Source organism: Nioella sp. (assembly GCF_964229645.1).
GTDB lineage: Bacteria > Pseudomonadota > Alphaproteobacteria > Rhodobacterales > Rhodobacteraceae > Nioella.
In genome coordinates this window covers 1-12,986 of record NZ_CAXREX010000234.1, presented here as the reverse complement: position 1 = coordinate 12,986, position 12,986 = coordinate 1, and the positions used below count along the sequence as shown (strand labels likewise).

Genomic DNA, 12,986 nt, shown 5'->3' with positions numbered 1-12,986 from the left:
CCTCGGGGAAGGCTTCCTGTACACGGGCTATCAGGCAGTCCGACAGGTGATCCCCCTTGCCGGGCACCGACAAGAGCCCGCTTGGCTTGTTCACCAGCAGGATCTCGTGATCGTGGTGCAGGATGTCCAGCGGGTCCTGCGGGGGGCGATAGTCCAAGGGTTGCATGGGGACGATCTAGGTGGTTGCGGGCACCAGGGAAAGGGTCATTCGGCAATCGGGGCCCGGAGGGCCAGCCAGAGAGACGGAGCCATGATGCCCAGAAGGCAGATCACCCATAGCAACCGAGCATCACGATGCGCGGGGTCGCGCGGCCACAGACCTGCCGCCGACAGGAAGGACACTGGTCCCGGAAACACATCGCCCGTGCGTCCTGCCGCCAGCGCGCGAATCTGGAACAGCGCGCGGAAGGACAGGCCCGCCCAGAGCAGAAAGGCCACGCCTTGCAGAACGAGTAGGATCAGGATGGTTCGGTCCATGAGCCCGGGCTTCTTTGGATCAGTCCAATACAACCTATTTAGCGCAAGCGCGTTAAGCCAGAGGTAACCAGTGGGCGCCAAGCTCGTCTGACCGTGGGGGCGTGAACCAACAGGTGAACGTCATGATCAAGCAAGCAAGCCCCGACATCCGGGTTCTCAAGCTCAAGGAAACACATCCTGAGGAAATCGGCGGCCGCAGCGACGCCCAGACCATGTTCCGGATCTGGTCTCTTCTTGGCGGTGCGCAGCAGATGCGGGACCGGACCATCTACAATCGCGCCTTGGGCTGACATCTCTTCCTGCCCCGGTAAGGATCGGGGCAGGCATGTGCGCGACCTGTCACCGCTGTTCGGTGGAACTGCCCGTGCCTCCCATTGCCTCCTTGTCGAAACCCGCGCAGGATTGATGCGGGCAGATCGCCCCAACGAATCTGGAACGACAAGATCGGAGGATCCGACATGCTGGCCATTTCGACCCACAAGGTGGCGCAGATCATCCTGATGGGGCACGAGCTTGATCGTGCCGAAGGCGAATTGCGCGGATTCCTCGAAACCCTGAACGAAGACGAGCAGGCTGAGGTCGTCGCGATCATGTGGATCGGGCGCGGCAGTTTCGAGGCAGAAGATTTCGCGGAAGCGCTGGCCACCGCGCGGGCTGAAGCCACAACGCCGACGGCTGATTATCTCATCGGCACCCCGCATCTGTCGGACCACCTGGAGGCCGGGCTGGAGGCGCTCGGCGTCGATCCGTCAGAGGCAGAGGACGACTTGCTGTAAGAAGGAGGGGGCCCGAAGGCCCCCCGCTTATCCGTGATCGACAATGGCCAGGTGCTGCGCCAGATCGGCGACCACCCCCATCCATTCCCGCACCAGCACAAGCTCCGAAGGCGCGGCGCTGACGCCCGCCCGGATGCGGCCCGCCAATACGGCCTCAACCGCCAGCGACACCGGCACCGACACCAGCCGCGCCATTGCGGTTCCATGGTCATCGCCCCAGGCATCCATGGCATAGGTCTTGTGCCAGACGGTCTGCCCGTCTTTCTCGGCCTTCAGGGACACGCAGAGAACCACGCGGTCCGGCTCGCCCTCGTCATAGGCGTTCTCGGCCCAGAACTGGTCGGACATCTCTTTCAGCCGGGCATCGCCCTGGGGTCCGGTCAGCGTTTCGATCTCGCGGAAGACCGGGGTCCAGGCGTCCTTCCAGCCGTTCAGCCGCAGGGTGCCGCGCACGAAGGTATCGACAGCCCAGTCAGGGCCGAATCCATACTCCGCCATGAAGGGCAGGGAATCGCGGTTGGGATAAACCTCGAACGCTTCCGGCGTGGGCAGCGGGGCCTCGTAGCTGGAAATCGCGTCCCAGGGGCGGGTGACGATCTTCTCGGCCCCGCCAGCAAGCGATTTCGACGGCGAGCGCAGCGCCTTCAGCACGCCAAGCGGGGACCAGCTGAACTTGTAGCGGAACGGGTTGGGGATCTTGGGAATGCCGCCGCAATAGCTGATAAAGCTATGGGTGTTGGCCGGGTTGAATGCGTCCGACGCTCGGTAATCTGCCACCAGCGCATGGGCCATCAGGTGGTCGATGCCGGGATCGAGACCCACTTCGTTGACCAGAGCCAGACCAGCCTCTTTTGCCTTGGCATCCAGCGCCCGCATCTCCGGCGCGATGTAAGAGGACGAGACAAAATGCGCGCCCTTGGAAATGCACAGCTCCGCCAGCGGCACGTGCCAGTCGCCGGGCAGCATCGACACGGCCACGTCGCCGGGTTGCAGGGCCGCGCCGATCGCGTCGAGGTCAAAGGCCCGGATGTCCTTGGTCAGGTCGCCCACGGCTTCCTGAGCCTTCTCGACCGTCCGGTTCCACACCACCACGGGCTGGCCTGCTTCGATCAGCCTGCGCAGGCCGGGGATGGCCGACAGGCCGGTTCCGCACCAATGGATCGTCATGTTACGGCTCTCCTTGTCTGGGTGATTAGCCCACGTGTTTGTCAAACTCGGCTTTTGCCCGCGCCCAGACCCCGCTGTCCAGATCGGTGAGCGTCAAAAGCGAGGGCAGAAGCTGCGCGGCGTAGTCCTGGGAGGACTCGACGGGCAACATCGAGGGCAGGTTGTCGATGGCCATAACGTCCATCGGGGGCGCGTCATGGACGCGCAGAACGGGCGCATCCCAGGTGGTTGCGCGGTCGTAGATCGGCACGGGGTTGTAGTCGCTGTCGGGGTCGCAGGCCACGTCGCCGATCACGGTCAGGGCGCGCGGCTGGTCCAGCGCTGCGCGTGGCACGAATACCGGTGTGCCCGGACGGGCGAAGATGCAGTTGAGGAAGATGTCATGGTCAAGGATTTCGGGGAATGGCCCGCCGCTGACGGTTTCGGCCATGTCCCACTTGGTCACGCGCATGCCCATGGCTTCGCAAAGGTCCGCCGCGCCGGTGCCGACGCGACCAAGCGCGCCGATCACGATGGCGCGTGGCGGGGTCAGGCCTGCCAACCCTTCTGCCAGGTCAGCCAGCAGAGCGTCCTTGCCGGGATAGGCACCGACGGGTGGGCAGATGCTGCCCGTTTGCTGCGCGATCCAGGCCTTCAGCGACACGGCAGCGCCCGCGAAGCCCGCCCAGTATCCGAAGGCGGCGACGCGGCGGCCGGCTTCGTCCACGAGGTATTCCAGATCGTAGAGCGTGCCGCCGCCCGCCTTGAAACGGTCCAGCAGCTTGCGGCCCGAAAACTGCCCCTTGAAGGCATGGCCGAACATGATGTGGCGATGCGGCAGGGGCGTGCCATCCTCGGGCAGTTCCTTGAGCCCGAAGATGATCGCGTCGGCTGGCGCGCCGGGCCAGCTGTTTTCCGGCGCGATCTCGGCCCCGGCGTCTGCGTAGCCCGTCAGGCCGGCGGCGCGGGCCGAGCTTTCTTCGACCGTCACGCGGATGCCTGATGCGATCAGGGCTTTCACACCCTCTGCCGTCACCCCGGCGCGTTCCTCGTTCGGGCGCTGTTCGGCCCGGACCCACAGATGTGTCATGACGGTTCCTTTCCTCACAGATGGGTGCGCGCGAACTGGCGCTCTGCGTCTTCCAGATGGGGCAGCGCGTTGAACTGTGTCAGCGCGAGCGATCCGCGCAGCGGCAGCCAGCGGCTGAGCGACGTGTTTTCCACCGCAAGGCAGGCCCGCGCGAAGCCGATCAGGTCCAGCCCGAGGGTCAGGCGCATCGCCATGCCAATGACCCCGGCAGAGGTCACCACCATCGCGCGCCCGTCACCCTTGCCGATGTCCTCGATCCCGTCGCGCACGCGGGTCTCGAACCTGTCGAAGCTTTCCGGCGGGCCCTCGATCTCGCCAGCCTGCCAGGCTGCGAAGAGGCGCGGCAGGTGATCCGCGAAATCCTCGCGGTCCTCCGGGATCGGCACGTTGTGCTGGTCGCGATAGAGCGCGGCCAGGGTGAAGAACTCCATTTCATCGAAGCGCGGGTCGATCACTGGATCGGCATGGTTGGCAAGCGAGATGGCAGCCGCGGTCTGGCGCTGGCGGGTCAGGCTTCCGCAATAGAGCCGGGGGAAATGTTCGCCAGACCGGGCGATGTGTTCTCCCAGCCACCGGGCTTGCTGCGTGCCCAGGTCGCTCAGCCGATCATAGCTTGTTTCATCGCGCGCCTCGGTATTGGCCTGGCCGTGGCGCACGAGCGTGATGTGGGACATGTGGATTTCCTCGCGCCTTCCGCTTCCGCCTTAGGCGGTTGCGGCGCAAGAGAAAAGGGGCGAAGCGTCTCAGAGACCGAGCGCACCGCGCAGAAACGGCAATGAGCCCGCCGCCAAGATACCGACCAGCGCCCCGACCCCGAGCCGGGTGGTGGGCTGTCCGAGCGACGGACCGGCGAGGCCCAAAAGGCCACAGACGACGGCATAAAATGCAAGCGTTACAGGATCCATGACTGGACCATAGCATGAAACGGGCTAGGAATGGGGCATGAACACATTGACATTGCCTATCGATCCCAAGCGCTTTCTGTCCGATCTTCACAAGCTGCGAAGTTTCGGCGCCAGCGGCACCGGTGTCGTGCGCCCCGCCTTTTCCGAGGCGGATGTGGCAGCACGCGGCTGGTTGGCCGAGCGGATGGAGGCGGCAGGGTTGCAGCCGCACATGGACCCTGCCGGCAACCTGTTCGGCCTTGCGGGGGAGCGCTCCCTGCTGATCGGGTCGCACTCCGACAGCCAGCCCGAAGGGGGCTGGCTCGACGGGGCGCTCGGCGTCGTCATGGGGCTGGAGATCGCCCGCGCCGCGCGCGAGGCAGGCGGCCCCGCCATCTCCTGCGTCAGTTTCCAGGACGAGGAAGGGCGCTATGGGGCGCTGACGGGCAGCGACATCTGGACCGGTGCCACCACCCTGGACGAGGCTGACGGTTTCCACGCGAACGACGGGCAGAGCTTTGCCGAGGCCCGCAAGGCGATTGCCCACCTGGCCCAACCCGGCTTCGTCGAGCACGCCCGCTTCACGGGCTTCCTGGAATGCCACATCGAGCAGGGTCCCGTGCTGGACAAGGCAGGTGAGTCGGTTGGCGTCGTGACCTCGATCGTTGGCCTGAGGCAATTGCAGGTGACGGTGCGCGGACAGCAGAACCACGCAGGCACCACCCCGATGGCCATGCGCCGCGACGCTTTCCAGGGCGCTGTTCGAATCGCAACCATGCTCAATGACCGCTTCCGCAACCTGGTGACACCGCAAACGGTATGGACCATCGGGCATATGCGCCTGTCGCCCAATGCCTCGTCGATCGTGCCCGGCAAGGCCGTGTTCACGATCCAGTGGCGCGACGGCGATGCCGACCGGCTGGACCGGATGGAAAGGGTGATCGACTCGGTCCTGCTGGAGGTCGAAAACGGCACCGGTCTGAGTGTGACCACCGACCGGTTGCGCCATGACCTGGCCCCGGTGCCGATGGATGCAGTCCTTCAGTCAGCGCTGGCCAAGGCCGCAGGGCAGGTGGCGCCGGGCAAGTGGCGCTCGATGCCGTCGGGAGCTTTGCATGACGCCTCGAACCTGTCGCGGCTGATGCCCGTGGGCATGCTCTTCGTGCCCTCCATCGGTGGCATCAGCCATGACTTCGCAGAGGACACCGCCGAGGCGGACCTGGTGACAGGGCTTGAGGTGCTGGCCCGTGCGGCGGCTGCGCTTGCGCCTGCCTGAACGTTTCAGATCACCCCGAACACCCGCAGCGCCAGCCCCACTGTCGATAGCGCCATGACGACGAAAGCCAGCGTGCGCAGCACGATGATCCCGAGCGCATAGACGAAGTAGTGCACGACAAGGCCGATGAAGTAGCTGGTGGCCAGAACGCCGGGATAGGCGTCGTCGGGTATGCGGATCATCGCCAGGATCGCCAGGGGCGCGAAGGCCACGAAGGACTCGACGGCGACGGTGTGGGCCCGGATCGTCCGCTGTGCCCAATCCGATTGCGGTGTTGCGTCCGAGCGCCAGTTATCCAGCGCGCCCATCAGGCCGCGTACGGCCACCCTGTCGAGGATATAAGGCGCCCAACATAGCCCGATCCAAAGCGCGCTTAGCGCGGTGTAGAACTCCAGGTTGGTCATGGGTTTAGACCCCCTTGCCTAGTTCAGTGGTGGGGTCACTCTACCACATCTTGTAAAAGAACACCAAATCTGTGGCTCTTCGGCAGGGAGACTACTGTTGCCTGTGCGCCGATTGGCCTATCCGCCTAGTCCCATTTCACATCGCCTAGGAAGATGTATCCCGCGCCGTAGATCGTCTTGATCAGGCGCGGGTTCTTCGGGTCTTCCTTCAGTTTCGTGCGCAGGCGCGAAATGCGCACGTCCATCGCCCGGTCGAAGCTTTCGCCCGCGGCGCCGCCCAGGGCTTCCTGCATCTGCTGGCGGCTGATCAGGCGCTTCGGGCTTTCGAGGAAGAGCCGCAGCACCTCGCCTTCGGCATGGGAAAAACTGACCTCTTCGCCGCTGTCCTCGATCAGGACATAGCGGTCGAAATAGGCCGTCCAGCCTTCGAAACGCGCCGTTTCGGATTGTGCGGTTCGGGTCTTGGCATCGCGCAGACGCACGCGCACACGGGCCACCACCTCGGCCGGGTCGAAGGGTTTGATGATGTAGTCGTCAGCGCCCAGTTCCAGCCCGGTCACCCGGTCCTGCACCTGCGCGCGGCCCGAGATGATGATGATCGACGCGCCCGATTCCAGCGCCAGCCGATGGACCACGGCCAGCCCGTCCCTGTCGGGCAGGCCAAGGTCCACGAGGCAGACATCGGGCGTGGTCTTGCGTAGCGCGGCTTCAAACTCGGTCGCGCGGGAATAGGCGGCGGTGCGAAAGCCTGCCTCGGTAAGCGCTTCTGACAGCATCACGCGGATCTGGGGTTCGTCATCGAGAATGGCGACGAGCGGCTGGTCGGTCATGCGGCGTCCTCTCGGATCAGGATGGCATGCAGGCGGGCACTGTCAAAGGGCTTGGACAGGACCGGCCAGCAGGCGGCGCCGCGTTGGCGCAGCGGGTGGGCTTCGGGCAGAGAGGTCATGAGGGCAAGCTTGAGCTCGGGCCGGCGGGCCGCGATGCGCGCCAGCAAATCAACGCCTGTGGTGTGGCCGGACAGCTTGATATCGGACAATACCACCTCGATCGCGGGCAGGTCGGCCAGCGTGTCAGCCTCTGCGAAGGTCGCGGCCTCGATCACCTGGTGGCCCATGTCGGTCAGCATTTCGCGCACCGATACGCGCAGGTCGGGCATGTCCTCGACCAGGAGCACCAGCATCGGCTTGGCGGCGGCGGCGGGCACCGGGCGCAGGGGCAGGCGGTAAGTCACACGCGCGCCCTCGCGATGGTTCTCCAGCTTCACGTTGCCACCAGAAAGCTTGGCGATGTCGAACACCATGGAAAGCCCCAGCCCCGACCCTGCCTGCCCCTTGGTGGTGAAGAACGGGTCGAGCGCGAAGTCCAGCGCCTCCTTGGTGAAGCCCGGCCCCGTATCCTCGACGACGATATCCAGCCAGGTATCGCGCACCTTCTGGGCGCGGATGCGGATTTCGCCGCCTTCGGGGCCGATCGCGTCGCGGGCATTGAGCACGAGGTTCAGCAGGCTGTCCTGCATCGAGCCCTCGTCCAGTAACAGCAACTGGTCCGGCACGCTTTGGGTGATGGACAGCGCGATATTGTCGGGAAGTGGGGCCCGTGCCAGCGCCTCGAAGGTTTCGAAGAAGCGTCGCATGTCGACGGGCACCGGATGCAGTTCCCGGGGGCCGGAAATCTTGGCGATCCGTTCCAGAAGCGTCCCGCCGCGTCGTGCTGCAGCGGTGGTGGCTTCGGTCAGTTCCAGGGCCTGGGGCGGCAGGCCCATCTTCTTGATTCGGCTTTGCAACCCGAGGATGATGGTCAGCAGGTTCGAGAAGTCATGCGCCAGGCCGCTGGTCAGCTGCGCGGCCAGCTCGCGCTTGTGGGTCTGGGTCAGCACCGCGCGCGACTGCGCTTCCTCGGTCACGTCGGTGGACAGCAGGTAGACGCCGTTGATGGGGCCTTCTTCACCGACCCGGTCCGGCGTGAAGGCGGTCCGGATCCGGCGGCCGGTATCCTCGTCGGTGAATTCGAGCACGCTCGATTCCCCTTCCAGCGCCCGCTGGAGGTTGGGCCGCAGCCGCTTGGCCGTGCCAACCCCGAGCGCCTTTTCGAAGGGCAGGCCGACGATCTCGTTGCTGCGCCCGGGCAAGACCGAGGACAGGCGGCGGTTTGTAAAGGTATAGACTCCATCGGTATCCACGTGACCGATATGAGCCGGGGTCATTTCCGTGGTCAGACGGGTGCGCGCCTCCATCTCGGCCAGGCCGCGCTTGGTTTCCTCCAACTGCGCGATGGTGGATTCCAGCTGGCGGTTGGTGCGCGCCAGCTCCTCGGCGCGGGTCAGCAGCTGGTCCGACAGTTCCTCCGAGCGCGCCCTCAAGAGCGATTCCTGGCTCTTGATCGCGGTAATGTCGGTATAGACCGTCACCCATCCCCCTTCGGGCAGGGGACTGCCTTCCACGCTGATCATCCGGCCATTGGCACGGCGGCGTTCCATGTAGTGCGGCACGAAGGCGCAGGCTTGTTCCACGCGGGCGGCCACGAAGGAATCGAGATCATCGACCTCGCCATATTCGCCGCTTTCGACCAGGAAGCGGATCGTGTCCTCGAAGGAGGCCCCCGGTGTAACCAACCGCTCGGGCAGGCCGAACATGGTCTGGAAAGGCCTATTACACACGGCAAGACGCAGGTCGCGGTCATAGATCGACAGGGCCTGCTGGATCAGGTTCAGCCCGGCGCGGGTCATCTGCGATGTGGCGTCTGCGCGTGCCATGAAATCTCCTCCACCGTTTCCGCTACACGCTTGGCCGGACGGGGCCAAGTCCTGCGGGCGCGGTTGTTACAATTCGTTAGGATTGGGTAAAAGTCAGGTAAAAATTCCCGATCAACGATTGGCCCAACACTGCCGAGGGGTGGATTCGCACCTGCCCCAAGGCTGCGTCGGCGCCGGGCACCCCGGCGAAGGGAGGACAGATATTGGCTGAGATGACAGCGGTTTCGGGCGTGCCCGAATCCGTGCCTGCATTGCTTGCACGGAACGTAGCCCAATTCGGAAGCAAACCCGCCTACCGGGAAAAGGAATTCGGAATTTGGCAAACCTGGAGCTGGGCCGAGACGGCCGAGGAAATCCAGGCCATTGCCTACGGGTTCCTGGCGCTTGGCGTCGAAAAAGGAGACCATGTTGCCATCATCGGGCGCAACCGCCCGGCGATGTACTGGTCGATGGTCGCCGCGATGAAGGTCGGCGCGATCCCGGTGCCGCTCTACCAGGACGCTGTCGCCGAAGAGATGGCCTATGCGCTGGAACATTCCGGCGCGAAGTTTGCCGTCTGTGGCGACCAGGAACAGGTCGACAAGGTGATCGAAGTGCAGGGCATCCTCGATGCGCAGGGCAAGGATCACCACATTGCGCATATCATCTACCAGGATGCGCGCGGTCTGCGGAAATACGACCACACCAAGCTGCACTCGCTGGCCGATATCCAGGCCGAGGGTCGCGCCGCGCATGAGCGGTTCGAAAAGGAACAGGCCGACCGCGAGGCGTCGATCGGTTACGACGACACCTGCGTGATGCTCTACACCTCGGGCACGACCGGCAAGTCCAAGGGCGTGGTCCTGTCCAACCGAAACGTGATCGAGACCGCAAAGGCATCGTCGGAGTTCGACCACCTGCGCCCCTCCGATGAAATCCTCGCCTACCTGCCGATGGCCTGGGTGGGCGACTTCATCTTCTCGATTGGCCAGGCCTACTGGGCGGGCTTCTGCACCAACTGCCCGGAATCGCCGGAAACGATGATGACCGACCTGCGTGAGATCGGGCCGACCTACTTCTTCGCGCCGCCGCGCGTCTTCGAGACGACGCTGACCACGGTCATGATCCGCATGGAAGATGCGAGCCCCTTCAAGCAGCGCATGTTCAAGAAATACATGGAGCACGCCAAGAAGGTCGGCCCCGCGCTTCTGGATGGCAAGCCGGTCAGCTTCGGCGACAAGCTGAAATACTGGATCGGCGACAAGCTGATCTACGGCCCGCTCAAGAACACGCTCGGCTTTACCCGCGTGCGCGTGGGCTACACGGCGGGCGAAGCGATCGGGCCGGAGATCTTCGAATTCTACCGCTCGCTCGGCATCAACCTCAAACAGCTCTACGGACAGACGGAAGCGACCGTGTTCATCACGCAGCAGCCCGATGGTGAGGTGCGCGCCGATACCGTGGGTGTTCCCAGCCCCGGCGTCGAGATCAAGATCGGCGACAGCGGCGAGATCTACTACCGCAGCCCGGGCACTTTCGTGGAATACTACAAGAACCCCGAAAGCACCGCTGACACCAAGGACCCTGAAGGCTGGGTCGCCACCGGGGATGCCGGCTTCATCGAGGAAGCCACCGGCCACCTGCGGATCATCGACCGCGCCAAGGATGTGGGCAAGATGGCCGATGGCCGCCTGTTCGCGCCGAAATACGTGGAAAACAAGCTCAAGTTCTACCCGAACATCCTGGAAGCCGTGGTCTTCGGGAACGAGCGTGACATGTGCACCGCGTTCATCAACATCGACCTTGCCGCCGTCGGCAACTGGGCCGAGCGCAACAACATCGCCTATGCCTCCTACCAGGAACTGGCCGGGCACAAGCAGGTTCTGGACACGATCCAGGCGCATGTCGAAGAGGTCAACAAATCGGTCGCACAAGACCCGATGCTGTCGGGCTGCCAGGTGCATCGTTTCCTTGTCCTGCACAAGGAACTGGATGCCGATGACGGCGAAATGACCCGGACCCGCAAGGTGCGCCGCCGCATCGTGGAAGAGAAGTTCGCCGATCTGATCGATGCGCTCTACAGCGGCAAGACCGAGCAATACACCGAGACCGAAGTGACCTACGAAGACGGTCGCAAAGGCTCGATCAAAGCCACGCTGGAAATTCGCGACGCCAAGGTCGTGGACGCCGCGGGCCAGGCACAGGTGGCCGCAGAATGACCATGATGCAGTACGAACCCTACGAAACCGCTGACGGGCGGACCATCGGTAACACGCTGATGGAAATGAAGAATATCACGCTGCGCTTCGGTGGCGTGGTGGCGATCAAGGATATTTCCTTCGACATCCGTGAAGGCGAAATCCGCGCGATCATCGGCCCGAACGGGGCTGGCAAGTCCTCGATGCTGAACGTCATCTCGGGCTTTTACGTGCCGCAGGAAGGCGAGGTTCTGTACCACGGCAAGAAGCGCCCGCAGATGCGCCCCTATGAGGTCGCGCGCCAGGGCATCGCCCGGACCTTCCAGAACATCGCATTGTTCGAAGGCATGACGGTGCTGGACAACGTCATGACCGGCCGCCTGAACCACATGAAGACGGGCATGGCCGCCCAGGCGCTGTGGAAGGGCAAGGCCGAGCGTGAAGAGGTCGAGAACCGCGAAGTGGTCGAGAGGGTCATCGACTTTCTCGAAATCCAGAACATCCGCAAGACCCCGGTCGCGCGTCTGCCCTATGGCCTGAAGAAGCGGGTCGAACTGGCACGGGCGCTGGCGGCGGAACCGTCGCTTCTGCTGCTGGACGAACCCATGGCCGGCATGAACGTCGAAGAGAAAGAGGACATGTCCCGGTTCATCCTGGATGTGAACGACGAATTCGGCACCACCATCGCCCTGATCGAACATGACATGGGCGTGGTGATGGACCTGAGCGACCGTGTGGTCGTGATGGATTACGGCAAGAAGATCGGGGACGGCACACCGGACGCGGTGCGCAACACCCAGGACGTGATCGACGCCTACCTCGGTGTGGCCCACGACTAGGGCCCGGCGCATTTCGGGGGGCACGTCGGCAGGCGCTCGCCTGCGGCATCGCCCCTCCCGCCGTCCCGTGACGGCACCAAACAAAGGGCGCGACAGGCGTCGTGGGGCACCGGTGGAGGAGACCGGCACCCCGGGGATCAAAGGGAGGAGATAGAAGTGCCAGACCAGCTTCTATTCGGGATGGAAGTCTTTCTGAACGGCCTGATGGCCGGGGTGCTTTATGCCCTCGTCGCCCTGGGCTTCGTTCTGATCTACAAGGCCTCCGGCATCTTCAACTATGCTCAGGGCGTTATGGCGCTGTTTGCGGCGATGACCCTTGTGGGGATCATGGAGGGGCGGGTGCCCTTCTCGCATCTGATCAACGCGGTCTTCGGGTCGAACGTGCACCACTTTGGCTGGCACCTGCCCGCGGTGGTCGGCATCGTCCTGACCGTGGGCGTCATGGTCCTGCTGGCCTGGCTGGTCAACGCGCTGATCATGAAGCACCTGGTCAACCAGGAGCCGATCATCCTGTTCATGGCGACCATCGGCCTGGCCTATTTCATGGAAGGTCTGGGCGACCTGATGTGGGGCGCGGACATCAAGAAACTGGACGTGGGCCTGCCGCAGGGCATCAACGGCACCATCGACCAGATTACCTTTGACGCCTTCGGCTATGGCTTCTTCATCGACAACCTCGACATCTGGGCCACGATCATCGCCATCGTTCTGGTCGCTTCGCTTATGGTGTTTTCGCAATACACCAAGCAGGGCCGCGCCCTGCGGGCCGTGGCCGACGACCACCAGGCGGCGCTGTCGGTCGGCATTTCGCTGAACTTCATCTGGGTGCTGGTCTGGTCGATCGCGGGCTTCGTCGCCCTGGTCGCGGGCATCATGTGGGGTGCCAAGTCGGGCGTGCAGTTCTCTCTGTCGCTGATCGCGCTGAAGGCGCTGCCGGTTCTTATGCTCGGCGGCTTCACCTCGATCCCCGGCGCGATCGTCGGCGGGCTGATCATCGGCGTGGGCGAGAAGATGTTCGAATTCGCCATCGGGCCGATGGTCGGCGGCGCGACCGAGAACTGGTTCGCCTATGTCCTCGCTCGTCTCGTCCTCGTCTTCCGGCCGCAGGGCCTGGTCGGCGAGAAGATCATCGAGAGGGTGTGACCATGTGGGGATTTCCCGA

At 64.1% G+C, this 12,986-nt stretch carries 13 protein-coding genes and 1 pseudogene; 6 read left to right on the top strand and 8 right to left on the bottom strand.

From position 1 onward, the window contains the following. Together ACEQXV_RS15760 and ACEQXV_RS15755 are read right to left on the bottom strand one after the other, a co-directional pair. Positions 1-166, bottom strand: a pseudogene (locus ACEQXV_RS15760) (RNA pseudouridine synthase); the annotation flags it as partial. A gap of 38 nt (positions 167-204) precedes the next feature. After that, on the bottom strand, positions 205-477 hold the full coding sequence (locus ACEQXV_RS15755) for a hypothetical protein (RefSeq protein WP_370252300.1): 273 nt from the start codon (positions 475-477) through the stop codon (positions 205-207). Between the two features lie 122 nt (positions 478-599). Here ACEQXV_RS15755 and ACEQXV_RS15750 point away from each other — a divergent pair, with 122 nt between their 5' ends. Both ACEQXV_RS15750 and ACEQXV_RS15745 read left to right on the top strand, forming a co-directional pair. Continuing rightward, the gene (locus tag ACEQXV_RS15750) at positions 600-767 is read left to right on the top strand and encodes a hypothetical protein (RefSeq protein WP_370252301.1); all 168 of its coding nucleotides are present in this window, start codon (positions 600-602) and stop codon (positions 765-767) included. A 168-nt stretch (positions 768-935) separates the two neighbouring features. Next, entirely contained in the window at positions 936-1,253 is a 318-nt protein-coding gene (locus ACEQXV_RS15745; RefSeq protein WP_370252303.1) for a DUF3775 domain-containing protein, read from the top strand. Between the two features lie 27 nt (positions 1,254-1,280). Here ACEQXV_RS15745 and ACEQXV_RS15740 read toward each other — a convergent pair whose 3' ends face one another. Genes ACEQXV_RS15740 through ACEQXV_RS15730 form a run of 3 tightly spaced genes read right to left on the bottom strand, consistent with a single transcriptional unit; the run spans position 1,281 to position 4,163 of the window. After that, positions 1,281-2,420: a saccharopine dehydrogenase family protein gene (locus ACEQXV_RS15740; RefSeq protein ID WP_370269959.1), complete on the bottom strand. Its 1,140-nt coding sequence runs from the start codon at positions 2,418-2,420 to the stop codon at positions 1,281-1,283. A gap of 25 nt (positions 2,421-2,445) precedes the next feature. Beyond that, positions 2,446-3,489 (bottom strand): saccharopine dehydrogenase, encoded by a 1,044-nt coding sequence (locus ACEQXV_RS15735; protein ID WP_370252305.1) that lies wholly within the window; start codon positions 3,487-3,489, stop codon positions 2,446-2,448. 14 nt (positions 3,490-3,503) lie between these two features. Then, positions 3,504-4,163, bottom strand: coding sequence for a histidine phosphatase family protein (locus ACEQXV_RS15730; RefSeq protein ID WP_370269958.1), 660 nt, complete (start codon positions 4,161-4,163; stop codon positions 3,504-3,506). A 268-nt stretch (positions 4,164-4,431) separates the two neighbouring features. Between ACEQXV_RS15730 and ACEQXV_RS15725 the strand changes: the two genes are divergently transcribed. After that, positions 4,432-5,649, top strand: coding sequence for a hydantoinase/carbamoylase family amidase (locus ACEQXV_RS15725; protein ID WP_370269957.1), 1,218 nt, complete (start codon positions 4,432-4,434; stop codon positions 5,647-5,649). Positions 5,650-5,654: 5 nt separating this feature from the next. On the opposite strand, the gene ACEQXV_RS15720 is transcribed toward ACEQXV_RS15725, so the two are convergent. The 3 genes from ACEQXV_RS15720 to ACEQXV_RS15710 form a co-directional block, all read right to left on the bottom strand. Beyond that, positions 5,655-6,053: an MAPEG family protein gene (locus tag ACEQXV_RS15720; RefSeq protein ID WP_370252309.1), complete on the bottom strand. Its 399-nt coding sequence runs from the start codon at positions 6,051-6,053 to the stop codon at positions 5,655-5,657. A gap of 125 nt (positions 6,054-6,178) precedes the next feature. Further along, on the bottom strand, positions 6,179-6,883 hold the full coding sequence (locus tag ACEQXV_RS15715) for a response regulator (protein WP_370269956.1): 705 nt from the start codon (positions 6,881-6,883) through the stop codon (positions 6,179-6,181). Beyond that, complete coding sequence (locus tag ACEQXV_RS15710; protein WP_370252312.1) at positions 6,880-8,808, bottom strand: PAS-domain containing protein; 1,929 nt, start codon at positions 8,806-8,808, stop codon at positions 6,880-6,882. The genes ACEQXV_RS15715 and ACEQXV_RS15710 overlap by 4 nt, the downstream gene beginning before the upstream one ends. 212 nt (positions 8,809-9,020) lie before the next feature. Between ACEQXV_RS15710 and ACEQXV_RS15705 the strand changes: the two genes are divergently transcribed. The 3 genes from ACEQXV_RS15705 (at position 9,021) to ACEQXV_RS15695 (ending at position 12,967) form a co-directional block, all read left to right on the top strand. Further along, on the top strand, positions 9,021-11,006 hold the full coding sequence (locus ACEQXV_RS15705) for an AMP-binding protein (RefSeq protein ID WP_370269962.1): 1,986 nt from the start codon (positions 9,021-9,023) through the stop codon (positions 11,004-11,006). 2 nt (positions 11,007-11,008) lie between these two features. Next, entirely contained in the window at positions 11,009-11,824 is an 816-nt protein-coding gene (locus ACEQXV_RS15700) for an ABC transporter ATP-binding protein (RefSeq protein WP_370269961.1), read from the top strand. A 156-nt stretch (positions 11,825-11,980) separates the two neighbouring features. Further along, positions 11,981-12,967: a branched-chain amino acid ABC transporter permease gene (locus ACEQXV_RS15695; protein WP_370269954.1), complete on the top strand. Its 987-nt coding sequence runs from the start codon at positions 11,981-11,983 to the stop codon at positions 12,965-12,967. Positions 12,968-12,986: the final 19 nt, after the last annotated feature.

Coding starts and splice junctions, on each gene's coding strand:
- ACEQXV_RS15755 (WP_370252300.1), bottom strand. CDS start 477: ATGGACCGAACCATCCTGATCCTACTCGTTCTGCAAGGCGTGGCCTTT.
- ACEQXV_RS15750 (WP_370252301.1), top strand. CDS start 600: ATGATCAAGCAAGCAAGCCCCGACATCCGGGTTCTCAAGCTCAAGGAA.
- ACEQXV_RS15745 (WP_370252303.1), top strand. CDS start 936: ATGCTGGCCATTTCGACCCACAAGGTGGCGCAGATCATCCTGATGGGG.
- ACEQXV_RS15740 (WP_370269959.1), bottom strand. CDS start 2,420: ATGACGATCCATTGGTGCGGAACCGGCCTGTCGGCCATCCCCGGCCTG.
- ACEQXV_RS15735 (WP_370252305.1), bottom strand. CDS start 3,489: ATGACACATCTGTGGGTCCGGGCCGAACAGCGCCCGAACGAGGAACGC.
- ACEQXV_RS15730 (WP_370269958.1), bottom strand. CDS start 4,163: ATGTCCCACATCACGCTCGTGCGCCACGGCCAGGCCAATACCGAGGCG.
- ACEQXV_RS15725 (WP_370269957.1), top strand. CDS start 4,432: ATGAACACATTGACATTGCCTATCGATCCCAAGCGCTTTCTGTCCGAT.
- ACEQXV_RS15720 (WP_370252309.1), bottom strand. CDS start 6,053: ATGACCAACCTGGAGTTCTACACCGCGCTAAGCGCGCTTTGGATCGGG.
- ACEQXV_RS15715 (WP_370269956.1), bottom strand. CDS start 6,883: ATGACCGACCAGCCGCTCGTCGCCATTCTCGATGACGAACCCCAGATC.
- ACEQXV_RS15710 (WP_370252312.1), bottom strand. CDS start 8,808: ATGGCACGCGCAGACGCCACATCGCAGATGACCCGCGCCGGGCTGAAC.
- ACEQXV_RS15705 (WP_370269962.1), top strand. CDS start 9,021: ATGACAGCGGTTTCGGGCGTGCCCGAATCCGTGCCTGCATTGCTTGCA.
- ACEQXV_RS15700 (WP_370269961.1), top strand. CDS start 11,009: ATGATGCAGTACGAACCCTACGAAACCGCTGACGGGCGGACCATCGGT.